The organism is Spirillospora sp. NPDC048911, assembly GCF_043198015.1.
Taxonomy (GTDB): Bacteria; Actinomycetota; Actinomycetes; order Streptosporangiales; family Streptosporangiaceae; genus Spirillospora.
Window position 1 is genome coordinate 209,960 of record NZ_JBICUD010000007.1, and the last position, 21,238, is coordinate 231,197.

Below are 21,238 nucleotides of genomic sequence, written 5' to 3' on the forward strand. Positions count from 1 at the left end.
GGAGTAGGTCAGCGACCGAGATCGCGAAAGCGGGCCTGCCGGGCGGCGGGGTCGGCGGCGCGCACGTTGAACAGGGATTGCTCCAGGGCTGCGGCAGCGCGACGGCAGAACGCCTCGGGTTCTTCGGCTGCGTCCGGGCGTTCGTCCACGAGCTCGTCAACGATGCCGTTCCGAAGCAGCTCCGACGAGCGCACGCCCTGAGCTTCGGCCATCTCGGGCGCACGCTCGGGGGTCCGGTGGACGATGACGGACGCGCCCTCGGGCGGGAGGGGCGAGAGCCAGGCGTGACGGGCCGCCAGAACGCGGTCGGCCGGGAGCAGGGCCAGCGCGGCGCCACCGGTCCCCTCCCCCATGAGCAGGCAGACCGCCGGGGCGGCGAGGGTCAGCATGTCGGCGAGACAGCGGGCGATCTCGCCCGCCAGACCGCCCTCCTCCGCCTCGGCGGAGAGCACCGCGCCCGGAGTGTCGACGACCGTCACCAGCGGGAGGCCGAGTTCGGCGGCGAGGCCCATCCCCCGGCGGGCGACGCGGAGACCGGCCGGGCCGAGGGCGTGGCCGGTGCGCTGGCTGCGGCGATCCTGGCCCACCAGGACGCACGAGACGGAGCCGAAGCGGCCGAGCGCGAGGAGCAGGCCCGGATCGGCCTCGCCCTGACCCGTCCCCGAGAGCGGGGTGACACGCGTGGCGCCGTACCGGAGCAGTTCGCGGACGCCCGGCCGGTCGGGCTCGCGGGATCGTTCGATCGACTCCCACGCCGACGTCTCCGCCGGCACGCCGGGCCCTTCGTAGGCGAGCTCCGCCTCGGCGGGCGGGCGGGCGGCGAGGACGTCGAGGGCGTCAGCGGCGATGCCGGGGAGATCGTCCAGACCGACGACGGCATCGACCAGGCCCTTGGCCGCGAGGTTCTCGGCCACCTGCACACCCGAAGGGAACGGCTCGCCGTAGAGGCCCTCGTAGACGCGCGGCCCCAGAAACCCGATCAGCGCACCTGGCTCGGCGGCGGTGACGTGGCCGAGCGAGCCCCACGACGCGAAGACTCCGCCCGTCGTGGGATGGCGCAGGTAGACGAGATAGGGCAACCCGGCGGCCCGGTGCCGCGTCACGGCGGCGGTGATGCGGGCCATCTGCGCGAACGCGACCGTGCCCTCCTGCATCCGCGTCCCGCCGGAGGACGGGGCGGCCAGCAACGGCAGGCGTTCGGCGGTGGCCCGTTCGATCGCGGCGACGACGCGTTCGGCGGTCGCCAGCCCGATGGAGCCCGCCAGGAACCCGAACTCCGAGACCACGCAGGCGACGCGGCGGCCCCGCAGGAGACCTTCGCCGGTGATGACGGCCTCGTCGCAGCCACTGCGTTCGCGGGCCGCCGCGAGCTCAGCCGCGTACGCGGAGCCGGGCTCGGCGACCTGGACCGGCTCGGTGTCCCAGGACGTCCAGGCGCCGCCGTCCAGGACGCGGCGCACCAGGTCCCCCGCACGGGTCGTCGCCATGCTGCCATCCTGTCAGCGGGCGCACACGGAACGATCGCCGCCCCGATGGTGGTACGCCCCACATCGGCGCCGGGCCGGGAGTAGTTTGTCCGTACGATCCCTCGGAGGACGTTTTGATCCAATTTACTTCCGCCCGCGAGCTCGTCCGGCTGATGCGTTCCGGCGAGGTGTCGGCGCGCGAGGTCACCGAAGCGCATCTGGCCCAGATCGAACGCACCAACGCGAAGGTCAACGCGATCGTCACGCTGGTCGCCGAGCGGGCGCTGGAGCAGGCCGCGGCGGCCGACGAACGGCTGGCGTCCGGCGCGGAGACGGGGCCGCTGCACGGGCTCCCGGTCGCGCACAAGGACACCCACGAGACCGCCGGCATCCTGACGACGTGGGGATCGCCGATCCTGGCCGACAACGTGCCCAGGCGCGACGAGCTCATCATCGAACGCATGAAGGCGGCAGGGGTCGTCACGCTGGGCAAGACGAACGTTCCCGAGTTCGCCGCCGGGTCGCACACGTTCAACACGCTGTTCGGGGCGACGCTCAACCCCTACGACACCGAACGGTCGGCGGGCGGCAGCAGCGGCGGCGCGGCGGCCGCGCTGGCCTGCGGCATGCACCCGATCGCGGACGGCAGCGACATGGGCGGCTCGCTGCGCAACCCCGCCTCGTTCTGCAACGTCGCAGGGCTCCGCCCGTCGCCGGGACGCGTTCCGTCGTGGCCGGCGCGGGCGGCCTGGGCCACGATGGGCGTCCAGGGCCCGATGGCCCGCACCGTCGGCGACCTGGCGCTGATGTTGTCGGTGATCGCCGGACCCGATCCGCGCAGCCCGATCGCGCTGGAGACGCCGGGCGGGACGTTCGCCCGGCCGCTCGATCGCGACCTGCGCGGGCTGCGCGTGGCCTGGGCACCCGACCTGGGCGGCCGCGCGCACGCCGACCCGGCCGTCATCGAGGTCCTCGAACGGGCCGTGAAGGTGTTCAGCGAGCTGGGCTGCGTCGTCGAGGAGGCCTGCCCGGACCTGCGCGGCGCGGACGAGGTCTTCCGGACGCTCCGGGCGTGGCAGTTCGAGCTGGCCCTCGGCTCGCTGCCCGCCGACAAGCTCAAGAAGTCGCTCACCGACAACATCGAGGTCGGGCGGTCGCTCACCGGGCCGGACATCGCGCGCGCCGAGGTGCTGCACACCGCGCTCTTCCACCGCGTGCGGAAGTTCTTCGAACGCTACGACGTGCTTCTCGCGCCGGTCAGCCAGGTCGTGCCGTTCGCGACCGCCCTGGAGTACCCGGCCGAGGTCGCGGGCCGGCAGATGCTCGACTACCTGGAGTGGATGGCCTCGGCCTACCTCATCTCCGCGACGGGGTGCCCGGCGCTGTCGGTGCCGGGCGGCTTCACCCCGGGCGGGCTCCCGGTCGGCCTGCAGATCGTCGGCCCGCATCGCGCCGACTTCGCCGTCCTGCAGATCGGCCACGCCTTCGAAGAGGCCACCCACCACGCGGATCGCCGCCCGGCACTCGCCGAGTAGCTCGGCAGGTCACGGCTCAGGAGGACGCGGCGCGCTCCCACATGCGCAGGTACGCCTCCGCGCCGCGGCCCAGATCGGTGATGATCTCGTCGCCGGAGATGGTGCGCATGTCGGCGATCCAGTCCGGGACCAGGCCGTAGTTGGCGACACCCTCCTTGTTGACGTCCCACGTCCGTTCGCCGGTGCGCTGCCGGTCGAGCGTCACGGCGTCGTCGAACGGCGAGGGGAACGGGTAGCGCAGCGGATTCGACCCGTTGTCCGGACGGGCGGGCGGCAGCGGGCCGAGGCCGTTGGCGTCCAGACCGTATCCGAAGCCGAAGAACCCCTCGCCGTGGGCTTTCTTGGCCTGCCGCCAGTCCTCGACGAAGCCGTCGGCCCGGTGCCCGTACGAGGTGATCATCCCGCCGAGCCGGTAGACGCGGGGCGCGTAGCCGCCGTCCATCCAGCTGTGCCCGGAGATCACGCCCGGGTACTTCGCCGCTTCGAGGAGGGACAGGGTCCGGTCGGCGGCCTTGACGCTCATGTGGTCGATCTCGACGATCATCTGGCGCTTCATCATGCCCTGGACCGTGTACGCGCCCAGGTCGGTAAGGCCGTTGATGTTGCAGTGCGGTGCCTTCGGATAGAGCGGCAGCGTGATTCCGAGCGGGCGCAGACGCGCGAGCGGCCCGGCCAGCAGCGCGGTGAGGTCGTTCGAGGGCGTGATCGGGTTGTCGTGCTCCGGCCGTGTGCAGGTGTCGGCCTGCCAGAAACGGCCGCTCCCGATGAAGTTGCCTGCGTTCATGATCACGCCGGTGGTGCCGGAGTCGAAGCGCACGCCGCACAGTGCGTTGTCGAACTTGTGGCACAGGAACATGGAGCTGACGCCGAGCCGCTTCATCTCGTCCAGGCCCTGGTCGATCTGCGCCTTGGTGCACAGCGGCAGCCCGCCGACCTGGCGGCATCCGAACGGCTCCGAGGTCTCCACGCCGAGCACGACGGCCAGCTTGCCCTGCTCGATGACCCGGCGGGCCTCGGCCGCGTCACGGACGACCCGGAACCATCCTTTGCCGGGGCCACCGTTCTCCTTGTCGACGAGATCCTGCAGCTCGTAGGTGCGCTGCGCCTGCAGGCGGATCGAGCCCATCTCGTCGCACGGGTACTTCTTCAGCGGGTAGATCTCGCACAGCGTGCGGTTGGAGACCAGCTGGTTGACCAGAACCCGCTGCCCGGCCCGCCAGGACCGTTCGAGCCACGTGTAGTACGCCTGCTGGTGCGTGCGCGACTGCTGGCTGGGCCAGTCCTTGAACGTCGGCCATCCGGTGGTGTCGTGGGTGCCGAACGGGGTGCCCTTGCTGGTGAAGTTCTCGAACCAGGCGAGCGAGCCGTCCTTGCCGTGGTCGTCGCAGTCGCGCAGCGCCGCCTCGATGCCGTGCGGGTCGAACGACTTGCCGCACAGGACGCTGCCGCCGAACCCCTCCCACGACATCAGGTGGCTGTGCGCGTCCACGTACCCGCGCACCTCGCCGTTCGCGGTCGTCCCGCGGAAAGGCTCACCGGTGACGTTCACGCCGTCCCCCGGAAGGGTGGCGGGCGCGGCGGAGCGGGTGGCGGGCAGGGCGGGGACGGCGGCGGCAGGCGGGGCGATCGATGCGAGGCCGGCCAGGAGAGCCGAGCCGGTCAGGACGGCCAGTGCGGCCCTGACGAGGGGATGCGTGCGGGACATGGGCGGGGGGACCTTTCAGTGAGCGAGCGATTCTCACCTTCTCAAGATCGATATCACGCGCTCGCACCGAAAGTGAGTGGCATTCACGTTCAGTTCCTACTGACCTTTCAGCGGCAACCGCAGTACCAGGCGGGCACCCCGGTCGCTGTCGGCCGCCACCAGCGTGCCGCCGTGCGCCGTGGCGACCTCCCGCGAGATCGGCAGCCCCAGCCCGGTGCCGCCGCTGTCGCGCGCGCGGCTCTCGTCCAGCCGCTGGAACCGCCGGAACACCCGCTCGCGGTCCCGGTCCGGAATGCCCGAACCGTCGTCGGCCACCTCCAGCACGGCGGTGCCGCCGTCGGCGCGGACCGTCACCCGCACCAGGGACGCGGCGTGCCGCTCGGCGTTGTCGAGCAGGTTGGTGAGCAGCCGGACCAGATGCATGCGGGTGCCCTGGACGACGACGCCGTCGTCCGCCTCGACCTCGACCGGCACCCGCCGGGGCCGCCGCGCCACCTCCGCGCGGGCGAGCTCGCCCAGGTCGACGGGCTGGCGCTCCATCCGCAGGCCGGCCTCCAGCTTGGCCATGATGAGCAGGTCGGTGACGATGTTCTGGAGCCGGTCGGCGTCGGCCAGCGCGGCGCGGACGACCGCCGGCCAGTCCTCGTCCTCTGGATGCTGCAACGCCACTTCGAGCTGGGCGCGCAGGCCGGTGAGCGGGCTGCGCAGCTCGTGCGAGACGTCGGCGACGAACCCCCGCTGCCGCTCGACCACGCCCTCCAGCCGGCGCAGCGTCTGGTTGATCGAATCGGCCAGCTCGGAGACCTCGTCGCCGCTGTCGGGCACGGTCACCCGCCGGATCGGCTCGCCGCCGGTGATCGCCGCCAGCTCGGCGCTCATCACGCACACGGGCTGCATCGTCCGCCGGACCGAGCGCCCGACGGCCAGCCCGACCAGGCCGACCATCAGCAGCACCGCGACGCCGAGCGCGCCCAGGAAGAATCCCCGCGCGTGCTCGAAGTCGGCCATCGGGGAGCCGGCCTGGATCGTCCGCCAGCCGTGCGAGCTCGGCACCCGCTCGCTCATGACGTAGACCCGGTTCGACACGCCCGGCACGCTGAGGGTCTGCGCCTGCCTCGTGTGCGGCTTGGCCGGGCGGCGCGGCGTCATCGAGGGCCGGCCGGCGAGGATCGGGCTGGCCGCGACCACCACGCCCCGGTCGTCCACCACCTGGAGCAGGGAGAACCCCGGCACGTCGGGGGCCAGCGCGGCCTGCCCGTGCGGATCGGACCGTTCGACGTCGTCCACCAGCCGCTCGACGGCCATGGCCCCGCGCTCGTTCAGCCCGTCGTAGACCGCGCGGCGCACGGCGACGTAGAACACCGTGACGCCGAGGACCAGCAGGCAGCCCACGGCGGCGATCGACACCACCGTCACCTGTGTCTGCAGGGTCCAGCGGGACGGAGGCCAGCGCAACCTCGGGACGGCCATGGCCCCGGCGACCCCCTCCCCGACAGCACGCCGTACGGCGTCCACGTGGGGGGCTACGCGGCCTGAACCTGCGAACGATCAGCAGATGTGGTTGTTACCGAACGGTGCCCGGCGAAACCTGGGCCCGGCGCCAGGGGAGGCCATCAGGCCACGAAACGCCCGAACCGCCCGCGGTGGTAGAGCAGCGGCGCGTCGGCCGCGCCCAGGTCCACGCCGATCACCCGGCCGACCACCAGCAGATGGTCGCCGATCCGGTGCGTGGCGTGCCAGTCGCAGCGCAGCCGGGCGGCCGCCCCGGCGAGCATCGGCTCGCCGCCGGGCCCGCGCCACCAGCGCGTCGGGACCGCGAACCGGTCCGCCTCGCGGCTGGCGAACCGCGCGGCGAGCTCGGCCTGGTCCGGCCCGAGCACGTTCACCGCGAACGTCCGCGCCGCGCGCAGGCGCGGCAGCGTCGTCGACGAGGCCGCCACGTAGAACGAGACCAGCGGCGGATCGACGCTGACCGACGTGAACGAGGTGGCCGTCAGCCCCGCGGGCGCCTGCGCGTCGGGCCGGGCGGTGACGATCACGACTCCGGCCGCGTGGCGTGCCAGCGCGGCGCGGAACGAGTCGCCGGTGACCGGGACGGGCCGTGCCGTCGCCGCCCCGGTCACCGGGCGGCCCCCGCCGTGAGAGCGCCCCTTACGGCGGGGGAGATCTGGGCGGCCCACTCCGCCACGAGGGAGTCGAGCCGGTCCAGCTGCGTTTCGAGCAACGCCAGCCCCGGGGTGGGGACGGAGGCGCCGAGCTCGACGAGCAGCGGTCGCAGGTGGACTTCGACGGCCAGCGCGTGCCGTGGCGCGCCCAGCAGGAGCAGCGGCAGCGCGGCCTTCCCCGCCAGCGCGCCGCCGGGCACGCGGTCGAGGAAGACCTTGAGCAGGCCGGTATAGGTGCCCTTGTACGTGGGGCTCGCTACGAGGATCACGTCGGCGGACAGGACCTGGGCGAGGGCGTCCTCGACGGCGGCCGAGGGCTCGGCCCGCAACAGCCGGGGGCCCAGCGCGGACAGGTCGATGATCTCGGGGTCGGCGGCGATCCCGGCGGCCGCCGCGACGGCGCGGGCCGCGGCGATCGCCGCGGTGGCGGTGCGGGAGCCGGACCGGGGGTTGCCGATGATGACCACGAAGCTCACGGTCCCCATCCTGATCCCCAGATCCATACCAAGTCAATAGGTTTTGTCGGGAAAAAGCGCGGACCCCGGAAAGGCCGATGTCCGCGCGGGCGGCGCCTCCCACCCCTGGGGTGCCGTTCGCGCGGACATCGCCTTCGGTGCCGCCAACCGTCGTCGCCCCGCCCGCCGAGGAGGGTCCGGCGGGGCCGGCCGGTTGCCGATCTGCCCCTCACTCTGCCCGCCGTCTGTGCACGGGGTGAAACATCAAAATGACGATCACGTTTCCTCTTGGGCGGACGCGCCGGGCGCCGCTCAGCCGAGCGTGACGGGCCCCACGGGCCCGTCCAGGCGGGCGATCAGCGCGATCGCCGGGTGGTCCGTCCCGCCCCAGTCGATCAGGAACGGCAGCACGCCCGTCCGCGGCGCGGTGAGCCGCCGGCTCAGCGGCTCGCCGTCGGGCCGCAGCCGGGACATGTCGGCGGCCGGCCCGGGATCCTCGCCCGCGGCCCATGCCACCAGCGGGCGTAGGCGAGGTGGTCGAGGACGAGATCCGGCATCGGTCAGGTCCGCCAGATGAGCACTAGGGCGCAGTCGTCGTCGCGGGCGGCGGCCATGCGCTCGACGAGCTCCTGGGCGCCGACGCGGAACCCCTTGGGGACGAGCCGTTCGACCTCGCCCAGCAGCCGGTCGATGCCCGCGTCCAGGTCGCGGCCCGGCATCTCCACCAGGCCGTCGGTGTAGACCAGCAGCGCGTCGCCGGGGCGGAGCAGGCCGCGCTCGGGCTCGGAGCGCAGGTCGGGAACGACCCCGAGCACCACGCCCTTGGCGGAGCTGACCTGCCAGGTGCCGGTGCCCGCGTCGAACTGGACGGCGGGCGGGTGCCCCGCCGACTCGACGCTGTACTCGCCGGTGGCCAGGTCGATCACCAGATGCACCGCCGTGACGAAGCCCTCGTCCCAGCGCTGCCGCTGCAAATAGGCATTGCACGCCGGGAGGAAACGGTCACTCTGGATCGATCCAAGCAATCCACCGAAAGCACCGGACAGCATGAGCGCCCGGGTGCCCGCGTCGGTGCCCTTGCCGGAGACGTCGACCAGCGCCACTTCGAGGGTGTCGCCGTGGCAGGTGGAGACCACGAAGTCACCGCCGAACGACGACCCGCCGGCCTGCAACATCACGACCTGCGAGTCCCAGCCCTCGGGCAGCTCGGGCATCTGGCCCTGCCGCCGCAACCGGTCGCGCAGCTCCAGCAGCATCGAGTCGCCGCGCAGCCCCTGCACCCCGAGCTGCTGCCGGGTGCGGGCGAGCGTGACGGCGAGCACGGCCGTGATGACGAGCGTCGCGATCACCCCGGGGCCGACCGCCGAACGGTCGTGCCACGCGTCGTAGGCCAGCATGACCACGACCACGCCGAGCAACGCCAGCAGGGTGCGCACCTTGAGGAGCAGGCCGCCGCCGAGCACGGTCAGGACGAGCGCGCCGGACGGCGCCCAGGCGCTCGATTCCGTCGCGGCGAGCCCGATGGCGATCGCGAGCACCGCGAGGGCCACGAACACGTAGCGTTCACGCGTCAGCTTGCCCCGCCGGAGCCACCTGTAGATCCGCACGAGGATCGGAATCCTGCGCAGGAAGGCGCGCACTCTCGGCGGAAGCAGGTGGACCAGACGTTGCAGCATGACTCAGGAACTGTATCGAGCATCCGTGCCGATCGAAGGGCATCCGCGCCACCCATGACACTTTGCAACGTTCCAGTCACGTGCCGTCAGCGATCGCGGACGCTTCTTGCGCGGAACCCCGCTCCGTGGTGTCCAATGGTGTCCTGAGTGACCGGGAGGTGCGCCACGTGGGTCAACCTGGCATGCGGATCACTGTCGACGCGGCGATGCGGGCACGGGACGTGTCGCGGCCGCGCGCGGAGGGCGAGGAGCCGCCCGCGAACGGGACGCCCAAGAACGCCGAGAGCGGCAAACCCGCCAAGCCGCCCAAGGGCGAACGCCGCCGCCTGGGCAAGCGCGGCGCTCCCCCGCGCCGCTCCTGACGCCGGCGTTCCCGGCCTCGGCGTTCCCGGCCGGGCGCCGGCCCTGCCGCGTCAGCTCTCGCTGGGCAGGGGCGGGAGTTCGCCGGTGTGCTCGTACTCGCTGAGCATCCTGATGCGGCGGGTGTGCCGCGGCTCCTTCGAGTAGGGCGTGCCGAGGAAGATCTGCACGAACCGGGTCGCGGTGTCGAGGTCGTGCTGGCGGGCGCCGATGCTGATGACGTTGGCGTCGTTGTGCTCGCGGGCGAGCTTCGCGGTGTCGTCGTTCCAGGCCAGCGCGGCGCGGACGCCCTTGACCTTGTTGGCGGCGATCTGCTCGCCGTTGCCCGAGCCGCCGATCACGATGCCGAGGCTGCCGGGCTCGGCCGCGACCTTCGCCGCGGCCCGCAACACGAACGGCGGGTAGTCGTCGACGGCGTCGTAGACGAGCGGCCCGCAGTCGACGGCCTCGTGGCCGTTCGCCTTCAGCCAGGAGACCAGGTGCTCCTTCAGCTCGAAGCCGGCATGGTCGCTACCAAGAAACACGCGCATGGGGCTGATTCTCCCAGGTATCGCGCGCCGCCGGGCGTCCGGGTCACCGTGGCGGCTGCAGCCCGCCGTCCGTCCTGGTCTCGTCGCTGGGAGAAGGGCCGTCCTCTGGTTTCTCCGGCTCGCTCTCGGCCGCGTCGGCGCGTTCGGGCGTGTCGTCGGCGTCGGCGGGCTCGGGCGCCGGAGTCACGTCGGCGTCCTTCTCGGGTTCCGCCGGCGGCGGCGACGGAGGGGGCACCTCAGCGGGCGGCGCGGGCGCCTCCGCCGCGGCCGGCGGTTGCTGCGGCTGCGGTTGCGGTTGGTAGCCGAGCGGCTGAGCGTATCCGGCGGGAGCAGCCGGTCCGGGCGGAGGGGCCTGGCCCGGGCCGCCGCTCCACGGCTGCTGCGGCTGGCCGGGCGCGTACGGCTGACCCGGCGCGTAGGGCTGGCCGGGCATCCCCGGCCGACCGGGCATCCCTGGCTGGCCCGGCATCCCTGGCTGGCCGGGCGCGTACGGCGACTGGGCGGGCGGCACGTACGGCGTCGCGGCGGGATGGCCCGCCGGGATCGGCGCCGGTGCTCCCGGCACCGAAGGCGCGGGCTGCCCGGGCCGCATCGCGCCCGCGCCCGTCTTGGGACGGGTCAGCTGGTAGCCCACCAGCGCGCCGACACCCGCGAGCCACCCGTACAGCAGCCCGAACGTCCCGCCCCGCGACATCACGAGCCAGTAGATGGACGAGTCGCCGTAGCCGGTCGGGTAGTCCAGCATGACGTCCTGGAGCACGCCGTTCACGAACCCGGAGACGCCGCCCGCGACCACCGTCGCCCACCAGCCCAGGATCACCACGTTCAGGGCGCCCCGGTCGGGGTCGAGCGTCCGCGCGGCCACGACGACCAGGATCGCCAGCACCGCGAACATCAGCAGGATGCTGAGGTCCTGCGCCGCGACCCACTTGAAGTCGCGGAACCGGCCCTGGGTCGTCAGCCGCCAGTTGGGATAGAACAACCAGCTGAGCAGCGGGCTGAACGTCTCGTTCTCGCGCGCCAGGTCGGACCTGATGAACTTCTCGTAGATCCACTGGTTCCCGAGGAGCAGGGCGATCAGGGCCACCGGGCCCACCGCGCCGATGAGGGTTCCCAGCACCCGCCGCGTCGTCATGGCGCGCAGATTAATGGGGATCACGCAGCGTCGCTAGACCCCACTGTCACGCGGGCACGCCGGGAAAGCGGAACTCCGGGTCGACCTGGGTCTCCAGATCCTCGCCCACGGCGCGGTTCGCCCAGCTGCGCGCGTTCTTGACGTGGAACTCGACGGCCTGCCTCTGGTATCCGTCCCAGTCCTTCTCACGGGCGTCCACCGCCGCGAGCATGCGGCCGAGCGCCGCCTCGTTGGCCGGCTCCAGGCCGATGCCCTCGCGCCCCTGCTCCATGGCGCGGACGGCGCTGGACTGGCCGAGCCAGGTGAGGAGGTCGTCGCCCACGTGTTCGCGCAGGTACGCCACGTCGTCGTCGCTCTGCACCTTGTTGCCGACGACGCTGATGGCGACGTCGTAGTCGCGCGCGTAGTCGGTGTACTGCCGGTAGACGCCGACGCCCTTCCGCGTGGGCTCGGCGACCAGGAACATCAGGTCGAACCGTGTGAAGAGCCCGGAGGCGAACGTGTCGGCGCCCGCGGTCATGTCGACGACCACGTACTCTCCGGGGCCGTCGGCCAGGTGGTTGAGGTAGAGCTCCACGGCGCCGGTCTTGGAGTGGTAGCAGGCCACCCCGAGGTCGTCGTCGTTGAACGGCCCGGTCGCCATGAGCGTGATGGCGTGGCCGCCCTCGTCCGCCCGGAGGTCGTGGCCGAGCGCGTGGATCGGGTCGTCGCCGCCCACGCGCAGCAGCCGCGAGCCCGTTCCCGGCGGGGTCGTCTTGACCATGCTCGCCGCGGACGCGATGCGCGGGTTGTCGCCGCGCAGGTACTCCTTGATCTCGGTGAGCCGCTCGCCCATCGCCGGGATCTTGGCGGCGCGGTCCTCGTCGAGGCCGAGCGCCACCCCGAGGTGCTGGTTGATGTCGGCGTCGACCGCCACCACCGGCAGGCCCCGGACGGCCAGATGCCGGACGAAGAGCGACGACAGTGTGGTCTTGCCGCTGCCGCCCTTGCCCACGAACGCAACCTTCACGAAAGCCCCCGAGTCGGATATGAAAACCGTTGCCAATTTCAGGAGTCACGAGTGTCCCGAACGGGCGGAACGGAAGCAAGCAGAATCCCCGAACTCACCTGTGCCGGCTTGCCGGGTCGAACCCGAAGGGCAGCTCCAGCCGGTGCGCGGCCAGCAGATCCTCGTCCGCCAGGAGGTCCCGCGTCGGCGCGTCGGCCGCGATCACGCCGCCGGACAGGATCAGCGAGCGCGGGCACAGCTCCGCCGCGTACGGCAGGTCGTGCGTGACCATCAGGACGGTGACGTCCAGGCCCAGCAGGATCTCGGCGAGCTCGCGGCGGCTGGCCGGGTCGAGGTTGGAGGACGGCTCGTCCAGGACGAGGATCTCCGGCTCCATGGCCAGCACGGTCGCGACGGCGACACGGCGGCGCTGGCCGAAGCTGAGGTGCTGCGGCGGCCGGTCGGCGACCTCCAGCATGCCGACCCGGCCGAGCGCGTCCGTCACCCGGCGGTCCAGCTCGGCGCCGCGCATGCCGAGGTTGGCCGGGCCGAACGCGACGTCCTCGCGGACCGTCGGCATGAAGAGCTGGTCGTCGGGGTCCTGGAAGACGATGCCCACCCGGCGCCGGATCTCCCGCAGGGTCTGCTTGTCCTTGGGGTCGACCGCGAGCCCGCCGACGTGGACGCTGCCGAGCCCGCCGTGCAGGATGCCGTTGAGGTGAAGGACGAGCGTGGTCTTGCCGGCGCCGTTGGGTCCGAGCAGCGCCACCCGTTCGCCGCGTTCGATGACGACGTCGACGCCGTACAGGGCCTGCGTCCCGTCCGGATAGGCGTAGGCGAGGCCCTTGATCTCAAGCGAGGCGGCGGTCGTCACGCTGCGAGTATCCAGGAGGCGGTCGCTATCAGGGCCGCCGCCCCCGGCAGCGCAGCCGCCGCCGTCCACTGGCGGACGGTCGCCGCGCTCTCGTTGATCACGGGCATCCGGCCGTCGTAGCCGCGGCTCACCATGGCGAGATAGACGCGTTCGCCACGTTCGTACGAGCGCAGGAAGAGGGCGGCGACGGAGCGGGCGAGCACCGTGACGTCCCGGAAGCCTCGCGCCTCGAACCCGCGGGACGCCCGCGCCACCCGCATCCGCCGCATCTCCCCCACGATCACGTCCAGGTAGCGCAGCATGAACGTGGCGATCTGGGTGAGCAGGGCGGGCATCCGCAGCCGTTCCAGGCCGAGCAGCAGGGCCCTCGGCTCCGTCGTGGCGCCGAGCAGGATCATCGCCACCGCGCCGAGGCTGGCCTTGGCGAGGATGTTCCACGCCGACCACAGCCCGCTCTCGCTCAAGCCGATGCCGAGCACGTCGACGCGAGGACCGCGCGCCACGAAGGGCAACAGCAGCGCGAACGCCACGAACGGCACCTCGACGGCCATCCGGCGCAGCACGAATCCGGGCGGGAGCCGGGCGAACCCGGCGACGATCGCGAGCAGCAGCGCGTACGACCCGAACGCCCAGATCTCCTCGCGCGGCGTGGCCACCACCGCGAGGACGAACGCGACGGCCGCGACCAGCTTGCACTGCGGCGGCAGCCGGTGGACGCCCGACCCGCCCGCGCGATAGAGCGGATGGGCGTGCCCGGCGCCCATCAGCCCGCCGACGACCGGCGGCGGACCACCCAGAACAGGCCGCCGCCGACCGCGAGGGTCAGCCCGACGCCGGCGACCCCGGCCAGCCCGCCCGAGAGCCGCTCATTGCTGACGCCCTTGATGCCGTAGTCACCGAACGGCGAGTCCTTGAGCCGGTGGTCCTTCTCCTTGGCCGCGAAGCCCTTGTCCTCGGCGACCTTGGTGAGCCCGTCGGGCGAGGCGCTCGCGTAGAAGCTGACGAATCCGGCGACGATCACGGCCACCAGCAGGAAGACGAAGAAGAAACGCTTGGTCATGCCGAGGCACCTCCGGTGGCGGGCGAGTCCGCGGGCGTGTCGGTGAACGAACCCGGGGGCGTGTCGACGAGCGGATCGACGGGCATGCCGGCGTCGCCCTTCAGCTGGAGCGGCGCCGCGGGCGCGAGGGAGACGCCGTGGACGAGGTCGGGCCGGACGGCGGCGATCGAGCCGACCGTGACGGCGGTGATCACGCCCTCGCCGATGCCGATCAGGACGTGCACGCCGAGCATCGCGGTGGCCACGGCGCCCAGCGAGAGGTCCGCGGTGCCGCCGATCGCGAAGAGGCCCACGAAGGCGAGCGCGGACGCGGGCACCGACACCACCGCGCCGGTGAACGAGGCGACCGTGACGCCGCCGCGGTTCTTCGGCAGGACGCCCATCAGCAGGCGGAAGATCCCGTAGCCGACGACCACGCTGACGATGCCCATGAGCGTGACGTTGATGCCGTACGCGGTGACGCCGCCGTCAGCGAAGAACATCTGTATCAGCAGGACCACGGAGATGCAGAGCACGCCCGTGTACGGCCCCACCAGGATGGCCGCCAGCGCGCCGCCCATCAGATGGCCGCTCGTCCCGGACGCGACCGGGAAGTTGATCATCTGCGCGGCGAAGATGAAGGCCGCCGTGAGGCCCGCCAGCGGCGCCGTCCGGTCGTCGAGCTCGCGGCGGGCACCCTTGAGGCAGAGCCCGATGCCCGCCGCGGCGACGACGCCCGCGCCGATCGAGACCGGCGCGTCGAAGAATCCGTCCGGTACGTGCACGCACCCCACCGTCCCTGCCTGTTTGTGAGCAACAGGTCCAGTTTGGGGGCGGGTGCGTCGCAGTTGCAAGTTCGTCGCAACAACGAGATTGGCGCGAAAAGGCCGTGATCCTTCTCATCCAGACGGCCTCCTCGATCGAACGGAGTCCGGTCAGTCGAAGATCGGGTCGCGGGTCCGGGTGCGCTTGAGCTCGAAGAACCCGTCGGTCTGCGCGACCGCGAGCACGCCGTCCCACAGCTTGGCCGCGGCCTCGCCGCGCGGGATCGGCGTCACCACGGGGCCGAAGAAGGCATGCCCGGCGACCGAGATCACCGGCGTGCCGACCTCCTCGCCGACCCGGTCGATGCCGTCCTTGTGGGAAGCGCGCAGGGCCGTGTCGTACTCGGTGGAGTCGGCGGCGTCCGCCAGCGCCGGGTCGAGGCCCGCCGCGGTCAGGGCCGCCTCAAGGGTCTCCCTGTCGTACGGCTGCCTCTGGTTGTGGCGGCGGGTGCCCAGCTCGGTGTAAAGACGGCCGAGCACCTCCGGGCCGTACTTCTGCTCGGCGGCGATGCAGACCCGCACCGGGCCCCAGCCCGAGTCAAGCAGATCCTTGTACTTCTGCGGCACGTCCCTGCCCTCGTTGAGGACTGACAGGCTCATGACGTGCCAGCGCGGCTCGATCGGGCGCAGCTTCTCGACTTCCAGCACCCAGCGGGACGTGATCCACGCCCAGGGGCACAACGGGTCGAACCAGAAGTCCACCGGCTCACGGGTTTCCTGCGTCAACGCCATCTCTCCTCAGGGCAGATCATCATTTACCAAGCTCAACCCTGACGGACGGCCGTCGATTCCCCCTCGAAAACCACTTCCCTCCAAACCTATGGCCGTGCCAGCCGCCCTGACCCCCCGGCAGGTTGGTAGACATGGAGGAACCAGGTTTATGACGACCAAGGAGTACATGTGGCAGGCAACCTCACGCGCGATGAGGCGCGGGAAAGGGCCCGGCTGCTCACCGTCGAGTCGTACGCGGTGGAGCTGGACCTGACCACCGGTGAGGAGCGCTTCGGCTCCACCACCCTCATCCGGTTCGGCTGCGCCGAGCCGGGCGCCTCGACCTTCGTCGATCTGCACGGCGCCGTGGTGCGTGAGGTCACGCTCAACGGGACCGCGCTCGACCCGGGCACCTACGACGCCGGGAAGGGCCGGATCCCGCTGCCCTCGCTGGCCGCGGACAACGAGCTGCGCGTCGTCGCCGACGCCGCGTACTCGCGCTCCGGCGAGGGCCTGCACCGCTTCGTCGACCCCGTCGACCAGAGCGTGTACCTCTACACGCAGTTCGAGACGGCCGACGCGCACCGGATGTACACCTGCTTCGACCAGCCCGACCTCAAGGCCACGTTCGAGCTGAGCGTGACGTCCCCGGCCGGCTGGAAGGTGATCACGAACGAGCGCCTCAACGTCAACGGGGTGCGCACGGGGACGTGGCGCTTCGATCCGACGCCGAAGGTCTCGACCTACATCACCGCGCTGATCGCCGGGCCCTACCACGAGGTCACCGACGAGTACCGGCGCGCGGACGGCAGCGTGATCCCGCTGGGCGTCTACTGCCGGGCCTCGCTGGCCGAGCACCTGGACGCCGGCGCCATCCTCGACGTCACGCGGCAGGGCTTCGAGTTCTTCGAGAGGGTGTTCGACCAGCCGTACCCGTTCAGCAAGTACGACCAGCTCTTCGTGCCCGAGTTCAACGCGGGCGCGATGGAGAACGCCGGGGCCGTCACGTTCCTGGAGGACTACGTCTTCCGGTCGCGCGTGACGGACGCGGCGTACGAGCGGCGCGCCGAGACGATCCTGCACGAGATGGCGCACATGTGGTTCGGCGACCTCGTCACCATGCGCTGGTGGGACGACCTCTGGCTGAACGAGTCGTTCGCCACGTACATGAGCGTGCTCTGCCAGGCCGAGGCCACCAAGTGGACCGGTTCCTGGACGACGTTCGCCAATCTGATGAAGGCCTGGGCGTACCGGCAGGACCAGCTGCCCTCCACGCACCCGATCTCCGCCGACATCCCGGACATCCGGGCGGTCGAGGTCAACTTCGACGGCATCACCTACGCCAAGGGCGCCAGCGTCCTCAAGCAGCTGGTGGCCTACGTCGGGCGCGACAACTTCCTGGAGGGCGTGCGGCGCTACTTCCAGCGGCACGCCTGGGGCAACACGGTCCTGTCCGACCTGCTGGACGCGCTGGAGGAGACCTCCGGCCGCGACCTGGCGTCCTGGTCGAAGGAATGGCTGGAGACCGCCGGGGTCAACACGCTGCGCCCCGTGTACGAGGTGGATGCCGACGGCAACTTCACCTCGTTCGACGTCCTGCAGGAGGCCAAGGCCGACTACCCGACGCTGCGCTCGCACCGCGTCGCGATCGGTCTCTTCGACCGCACGGACAAGGGGATCGTCCGGCGCGAGCGCGTCGAGCTCGACATCGTCGGCGCCCGCACCGCGGTGGCCGAGCTCATCGGTAAAAAGCGCCCCGACCTGGTGCTGGTGAACGACGACGACCTCACCTACGCCAAGGTCAGGCTGGACGAGCACTCGCTGCGCACCCTCATCGGAGCTTTTCCGGGGGGTACAGGGGGGCCGACCCCCCTGAAGGAGTCCGCGGGCATCGGGGAGATCAAGGACGGCCTGCCGCGGGCGCTGTGCTGGTCGGCGGCGTGGGACATGACCCGCGACGCCGAGATGGCCACCCGCGACTACGTCAAGCTGGTCGTCAGCGGCATCCGCGGCGTCACCGACATCTCGGTGGCACAGACCCTCCTCCGCCAGGCGCGCACGGCCATCGTCCAGTACGGCGACCCGGCGTGGCAGCCGGAGGGGCTGGAGCTGATGGCCGACTCCCTCCTGGAGCTCGCGCAGGAGGCCGAGGCCGGTTCGGACTTCCAGCTGGCCTACGTGCAGGCCTTCACGGCGGTCGCGACGAACGACGGCCATCTGGCCTACGTCTCCGGGCTCCTGGACGGCTCCACGGTCCTGGAGGGGCTGAAGGTCGACACCGAGCTGCGCTGGGCGCTGCTCCGCCGGCTGGTCGTCAAGGGCAAGGCGGGCGTCCCGGAGATCGACGCCGAGCTGGCCCGCGACGCGACCGCGGCGGGCGAGCGCCACGCGGCGGCCTGCAACGCGGCCATCGGCACGGCCGAGGCCAAGTCCGCCGCCTGGGAGAAGATCGTCTCGGGCAAGCTGCCGAACGCGATCTTCCGGGCGACGCTGGGCGGGTTCACCGAGCCCGACCACGTCGAGCTGCTGCGCGCGTACGCCGACACCTATTTCGCCGAGGTCGGGCGGATCTGGTCGGAGTGGAGCAGCGACATGTCCCAGACGTTCGCCGAGGTCGCCTACCCGTACCTGATCGTCGAGCAGGGCACGGTCGACCGGACCGACGCCTACATCGCCGAGAACACGCCCCCTGCCGCGCTGGCCCGGCTGCTCTCGGAGGGCCGCGACGGCGTCTCCCGCGCCCTGCGCGCCCGAGCCAAGGACGGGTCCGCCGCATAGGGCGCGTCATGTGACCCTGGGAAACCCCCGTGACCATGCGATCGTTGCCGAAGCGAGGGCATGATCACGGGGGGCCGGGGTCACCATGATCATGGGGCCGGGTGAAGGGGTGCATGTGGAGACCGCACGGGACGTGCTGAGGGCGCTGGCGGGCCGGTACGCGTTCGGGGACATCGAGGCGCTCACGCCCCGGGCGGTGCCCAAGGAGCGGGTGGCGCCGCTGGCCGCCCTGTGCGCGTTCGGGCAGCGCGTCCTCGACCTGGACGCCGAGGACTTCGGCATGCCCGAGGACGTCGGCGAGGTGCCGAAGGACCTGCTCGACCGGGCACGCGCCAGCCGGATGCCGCAGACGTCCAAGGAGCAGCCGCGCGGGGCCCTGGCGAGCCTGCGGCCCGCGTACGCGCTGCTGCTGGAGGTCATCGAGATCCGATGGCGCCGGCGGGAGATGGCCGCCCTGGTGGCGGCCGTCCACATCGCCAGCGAATACCTGCCCATGCTCGCCTGGGAGCCGGTTCTCGGCCACGCGGGCGATCCGGCGCTGATCGGCGCCTCGGTGACCGGCGAGGGCAGCCGGTTCGGCGTCCCGGTCGAGCCCGGCTCGGCCCGGATGTGCGATCACACCCGGCCGGAACGGTCCGCCTGCGAGCGGACGCTGCGGGTCTCGAACGAGCCGGGCCCCGGCTGGCGCGCCTATCTGGACCGCCAGCACAGCCAGGTCTCCCAGGCCCTCGGCGACTGCGCCGCACGCTGCCGCACGCCGTGCACGGTCATGTCCCGGATCGACGAACCGGTGCGCGCGGCCCTCACGCAGCGCTGCAAGCTGGCGGCCGAGTTCACCGACAGCGCCCTGGTCAGGCTCCGGCACGCGGCCCCGGTCGGGCACGGGTTCGGAGTGCCGTCGCCGGAGGAGGTCGAGACGGCCTGGGCGCGCTCGCGCGCCTCGCTGCGCCACCAGCCGCTGGGCAAGGCGGCGCTCGACGGCGCGCGGGACGGCTCCTACCCGCTGCCCGGGCTGCCCGCGCTCTTCTCGGCGATCGCCGGGACCACGATCGTTCCGGACGGCCTGCTGCGCGAGGTCACCAAGCGCCTCACCGCCAGTCTCTGATCACCGCCAGTCTCTGAGGGGTTCGATCGCGGCCTCGACGCGGCGGTGGCCGCCCAGCTCGTCGAGGCTGACCGGGTGGCCTTCGGCGCCGGCCAGCGGGACGCGCCAGTTGGGGTATTCGTCGGTCGTGCCGGGCTGGTTCTGGGTGCGGCGCTCCCCCACGGCGTCGGCGAGCGAGATCCCGAGGAGCCGGGCGGGCGTCCGGGCCAGGAACCCGTGCAGCGCCGCCACCACCTGCTCGTCGTAGGCGGTGGAGCCCTCGTCGAGCGCCTTCATGATCTCGGCGGGCGGGATGCCGAGCAGGCCTTCGGCGTGCAGCAGTTCGAGCTGGTCCGCGAGCTGGCGCCGGTGCTCGTCCTCCTCGACCTCCAGCGGCCTGGTGAGCAGGCCGAGGCGGTTCCGCAGGGCGAGGTGATCGCCGTGCAGGATGCCGGTGATCGGCGGCATGTCGTGCGTTCCGACGGTGGCGAGGGAGAGCTCGCGCCACCGCTCGGGCCGCTGCGGGCGGCCGTCCCCGTCGCGTTCGAACCAGAGCAGCGTGGTGCCGAGGATGCCGCGTTCGGCGAGGTCCGCGCGCAGGCCCGGCTCGACCGTGCCGAGGTCCTCGCCGATGATCACCGCGCCGGTCCGGGCCGCCTCGGCGACCAGGCAGGACAGGAGGGCGTTCCGATCGTACGAGACGTACGTCCCCTCGGCCGGGGACCGCCCCTCGGGCACCCACCAGAGCCGGGACACCTGCATGGCGTGGTCGAGCCTCAGCCCGCCGCCGTGCCGCAGCGCCGCCGCCAGCATCTCGCGGAACGGGGCGTAGCCGGCCTCCGCGAGCCGTTCGGGGTGCCAGGGCGGCTGGCCCCAGTCCTGGCCGCGCTGGTTGAACTCGTCGGGGGGCGCGCCGACGCTCATGCCGGGCGCGAACAGCGACCTGTACATCCACGCGTCGGCGCTGCCCTGGCTGACCCCCACCGCGAGGTCGTGGACGATCCCGATCGGCATCCCGGCCGCGCGGGCCGCCTCCTGCGCGCGTCCGAGCTGCTCGTCGAGCTGCCATTGCGACCACGTGTGGAAGCCGACCCGCTCGGCGAGCCGTTTGGCGGCCATGGCCACGGCCGGGCCGTCCGCGTCACGGAGCTCGGCGGGCCAGCGGCGCCAGTCGGTCCCCTGCTCCTCGGCGAGCGCGCACCACGTCGCGAAGGCGGTCAGCGGTGCGCCCTCACGTTCGCGGAACCGTTCGTAGTCCCGCTCGCGGGCGGCGGTGCGGGGCAGCCTGTACGTCAGTTCGAGCGCCTTCCGCTTGGCCTCCCAGACGGCGTCACGGTCGATGATCTCGCCGCCGTCCCGCAGCGCCGCCACCAGGCGCGCGACGCGTTCACGTTCCAGGTCGGGCAGGGCTCCGTACTCCGGAACGTCCTCCACCCGCAGGTAGAGCGGGCTCGCGAAGCGGCGGCTCATCGGCGAATAGGGCGACGGCCCCACCGGCGGCGCGGGCTCGGTCGCGTGCAGCGGGTTGACCAGGACGAACCCGGCGCCGAGCGCTCCGGCCCAGGAGGCGAGATCGGCCAGGTCGCGAAGGTCGCCCATCCCCCAGGAACCGCGGGAGCGCACGGAGTAGAGCTGCGCCGTGAACCCCCAGGAGCGCGGGCTCGGCGGGAGGCTCTCGGGAACGCCCCGCGGCTCGGGGACGGCGCGTTCGCGTGCGTTCAGCCGAGCCAGTTCGTCCCGTACCGCCGACGGGGTCGACGCGTCCACGCCCAGGGCCGCCAGCACGGCCACGAGGGTGTCGCGCGAGACAGCGGTCTCGTGGCCGCGCCAGTCGGTGTAGCGAGTGGAGACGCTGTGCGCCTCGGCCAGGGAGTTCAGATCCTCGTCCACCACGCCGGGGACCATTCCCCAAT

General features: G+C 72.2%; 20 protein-coding genes. 4 read left to right on the top strand and 16 right to left on the bottom strand.

What is annotated here, in order from left to right; translation table 11 throughout:
* Positions 1-8: 8 nt before the first annotated feature.
* Positions 9-1,487: a carboxyl transferase domain-containing protein gene (locus tag ACGFNU_RS30550; RefSeq protein WP_392599167.1), complete on the bottom strand. Its 1,479-nt coding sequence runs from the start codon at positions 1,485-1,487 to the stop codon at positions 9-11.
* A 116-nt stretch (positions 1,488-1,603) separates the two neighbouring features.
* Between ACGFNU_RS30550 and ACGFNU_RS30555 the strand changes: the two genes are divergently transcribed.
* On the top strand, positions 1,604-3,001 hold the full coding sequence (locus ACGFNU_RS30555; protein WP_392599745.1) for an amidase: 1,398 nt from the start codon (positions 1,604-1,606) through the stop codon (positions 2,999-3,001).
* A 16-nt stretch (positions 3,002-3,017) separates the two neighbouring features.
* Here ACGFNU_RS30555 and ACGFNU_RS30560 read toward each other — a convergent pair whose 3' ends face one another.
* The 6 genes from ACGFNU_RS30560 to ACGFNU_RS30585 form a co-directional block, all read right to left on the bottom strand.
* The gene (locus ACGFNU_RS30560; protein WP_392599168.1) at positions 3,018-4,706 is read right to left on the bottom strand and encodes a Coagulation factor 5/8 type domain-containing protein; all 1,689 of its coding nucleotides are present in this window, start codon (positions 4,704-4,706) and stop codon (positions 3,018-3,020) included.
* Positions 4,707-4,802: 96 nt separating this feature from the next.
* Positions 4,803-6,176 carry an ATP-binding protein gene (locus ACGFNU_RS30565; protein WP_392599169.1) on the bottom strand — a complete coding sequence of 458 codons (1,374 nt, stop codon included), beginning with the start codon at positions 6,174-6,176 and terminating at the stop codon, positions 4,803-4,805.
* Between the two features lie 143 nt (positions 6,177-6,319).
* Positions 6,320-6,829, bottom strand: a complete 510-nt coding sequence (locus ACGFNU_RS30570; RefSeq protein ID WP_392599171.1) for a flavin reductase family protein — start codon at positions 6,827-6,829, stop codon at positions 6,320-6,322.
* Positions 6,826-7,356, bottom strand: a complete 531-nt coding sequence (locus ACGFNU_RS30575; RefSeq protein ID WP_392599173.1) for an NAD(P)H-dependent oxidoreductase — start codon at positions 7,354-7,356, stop codon at positions 6,826-6,828. Before ACGFNU_RS30575 ends, ACGFNU_RS30570 begins: the two co-directional genes overlap by 4 nt.
* Positions 7,357-7,638: 282 nt before the next feature.
* A complete protein-coding gene (locus tag ACGFNU_RS30580) occupies positions 7,639-7,842 on the bottom strand; it encodes a hypothetical protein (protein WP_392599175.1) in 204 nt (67 codons plus the stop codon).
* A gap of 44 nt (positions 7,843-7,886) precedes the next feature.
* Positions 7,887-9,002, bottom strand: a complete 1,116-nt coding sequence (locus ACGFNU_RS30585) for a PP2C family protein-serine/threonine phosphatase (RefSeq protein ID WP_392599177.1) — start codon at positions 9,000-9,002, stop codon at positions 7,887-7,889.
* Positions 9,003-9,169: 167 nt separating this feature from the next.
* On the opposite strand from ACGFNU_RS30585, the gene ACGFNU_RS30590 reads away from it, so the two are divergent.
* Positions 9,170-9,364 (top strand): hypothetical protein, encoded by a 195-nt coding sequence (locus ACGFNU_RS30590; RefSeq protein WP_392599179.1) that lies wholly within the window; start codon positions 9,170-9,172, stop codon positions 9,362-9,364.
* 51 nt (positions 9,365-9,415) lie between these two features.
* On the opposite strand, the gene ACGFNU_RS30595 is transcribed toward ACGFNU_RS30590, so the two are convergent.
* The 8 genes from ACGFNU_RS30595 to ACGFNU_RS30630 all read right to left on the bottom strand — a co-directional run bounded on the left by ACGFNU_RS30595 (position 9,416) and on the right by ACGFNU_RS30630 (position 15,478).
* Complete coding sequence (locus ACGFNU_RS30595; protein ID WP_392599180.1) at positions 9,416-9,892, bottom strand: ribose-5-phosphate isomerase; 477 nt, start codon at positions 9,890-9,892, stop codon at positions 9,416-9,418.
* Positions 9,893-9,935: 43 nt separating this feature from the next.
* A complete protein-coding gene (locus tag ACGFNU_RS30600; RefSeq protein WP_392599182.1) occupies positions 9,936-11,027 on the bottom strand; it encodes a hypothetical protein in 1,092 nt (363 codons plus the stop codon).
* Positions 11,028-11,073: 46 nt separating this feature from the next.
* On the bottom strand, positions 11,074-12,036 hold the full coding sequence (locus ACGFNU_RS30605) for an ATP-binding protein (protein WP_392599184.1): 963 nt from the start codon (positions 12,034-12,036) through the stop codon (positions 11,074-11,076).
* Positions 12,037-12,130: 94 nt separating this feature from the next.
* Positions 12,131-12,889 (bottom strand): energy-coupling factor ABC transporter ATP-binding protein, encoded by a 759-nt coding sequence (locus tag ACGFNU_RS30610; RefSeq protein WP_392599185.1) that lies wholly within the window; start codon positions 12,887-12,889, stop codon positions 12,131-12,133.
* On the bottom strand, positions 12,886-13,653 hold the full coding sequence (gene cbiQ, locus ACGFNU_RS30615; protein ID WP_392599187.1) for a cobalt ECF transporter T component CbiQ: 768 nt from the start codon (positions 13,651-13,653) through the stop codon (positions 12,886-12,888). The genes ACGFNU_RS30610 and cbiQ overlap by 4 nt, the downstream gene beginning before the upstream one ends.
* The gene (locus tag ACGFNU_RS30620) at positions 13,653-13,949 is read right to left on the bottom strand and encodes a PDGLE domain-containing protein (protein WP_392599189.1); all 297 of its coding nucleotides are present in this window, start codon (positions 13,947-13,949) and stop codon (positions 13,653-13,655) included. Before ACGFNU_RS30620 ends, cbiQ begins: the two co-directional genes overlap by 1 nt.
* Positions 13,946-14,713 (bottom strand): energy-coupling factor ABC transporter permease, encoded by a 768-nt coding sequence (locus ACGFNU_RS30625; RefSeq protein WP_392599191.1) that lies wholly within the window; start codon positions 14,711-14,713, stop codon positions 13,946-13,948. The genes ACGFNU_RS30620 and ACGFNU_RS30625 overlap by 4 nt, the downstream gene beginning before the upstream one ends.
* Before the next feature lie 150 nt (positions 14,714-14,863).
* Entirely contained in the window at positions 14,864-15,478 is a 615-nt protein-coding gene (locus ACGFNU_RS30630; protein WP_392599193.1) for a disulfide bond formation protein DsbA, read from the bottom strand.
* Between the two features lie 174 nt (positions 15,479-15,652).
* On the opposite strand from ACGFNU_RS30630, the gene pepN reads away from it, so the two are divergent.
* Both pepN and ACGFNU_RS30640 read left to right on the top strand, forming a co-directional pair.
* Entirely contained in the window at positions 15,653-18,241 is a 2,589-nt protein-coding gene (pepN, locus tag ACGFNU_RS30635) for an aminopeptidase N (RefSeq protein WP_392599195.1), read from the top strand.
* 115 nt (positions 18,242-18,356) lie between these two features.
* Positions 18,357-19,346, top strand: a complete 990-nt coding sequence (locus ACGFNU_RS30640; protein ID WP_392599196.1) for a hypothetical protein — start codon at positions 18,357-18,359, stop codon at positions 19,344-19,346.
* Here the strand turns inward: ACGFNU_RS30640 and malQ are convergent, their stop codons facing one another.
* Positions 19,347-21,218, bottom strand: a complete 1,872-nt coding sequence (gene malQ / locus ACGFNU_RS30645; RefSeq protein ID WP_392599198.1) for a 4-alpha-glucanotransferase — start codon at positions 21,216-21,218, stop codon at positions 19,347-19,349.
* Positions 21,219-21,238: the final 20 nt, after the last annotated feature.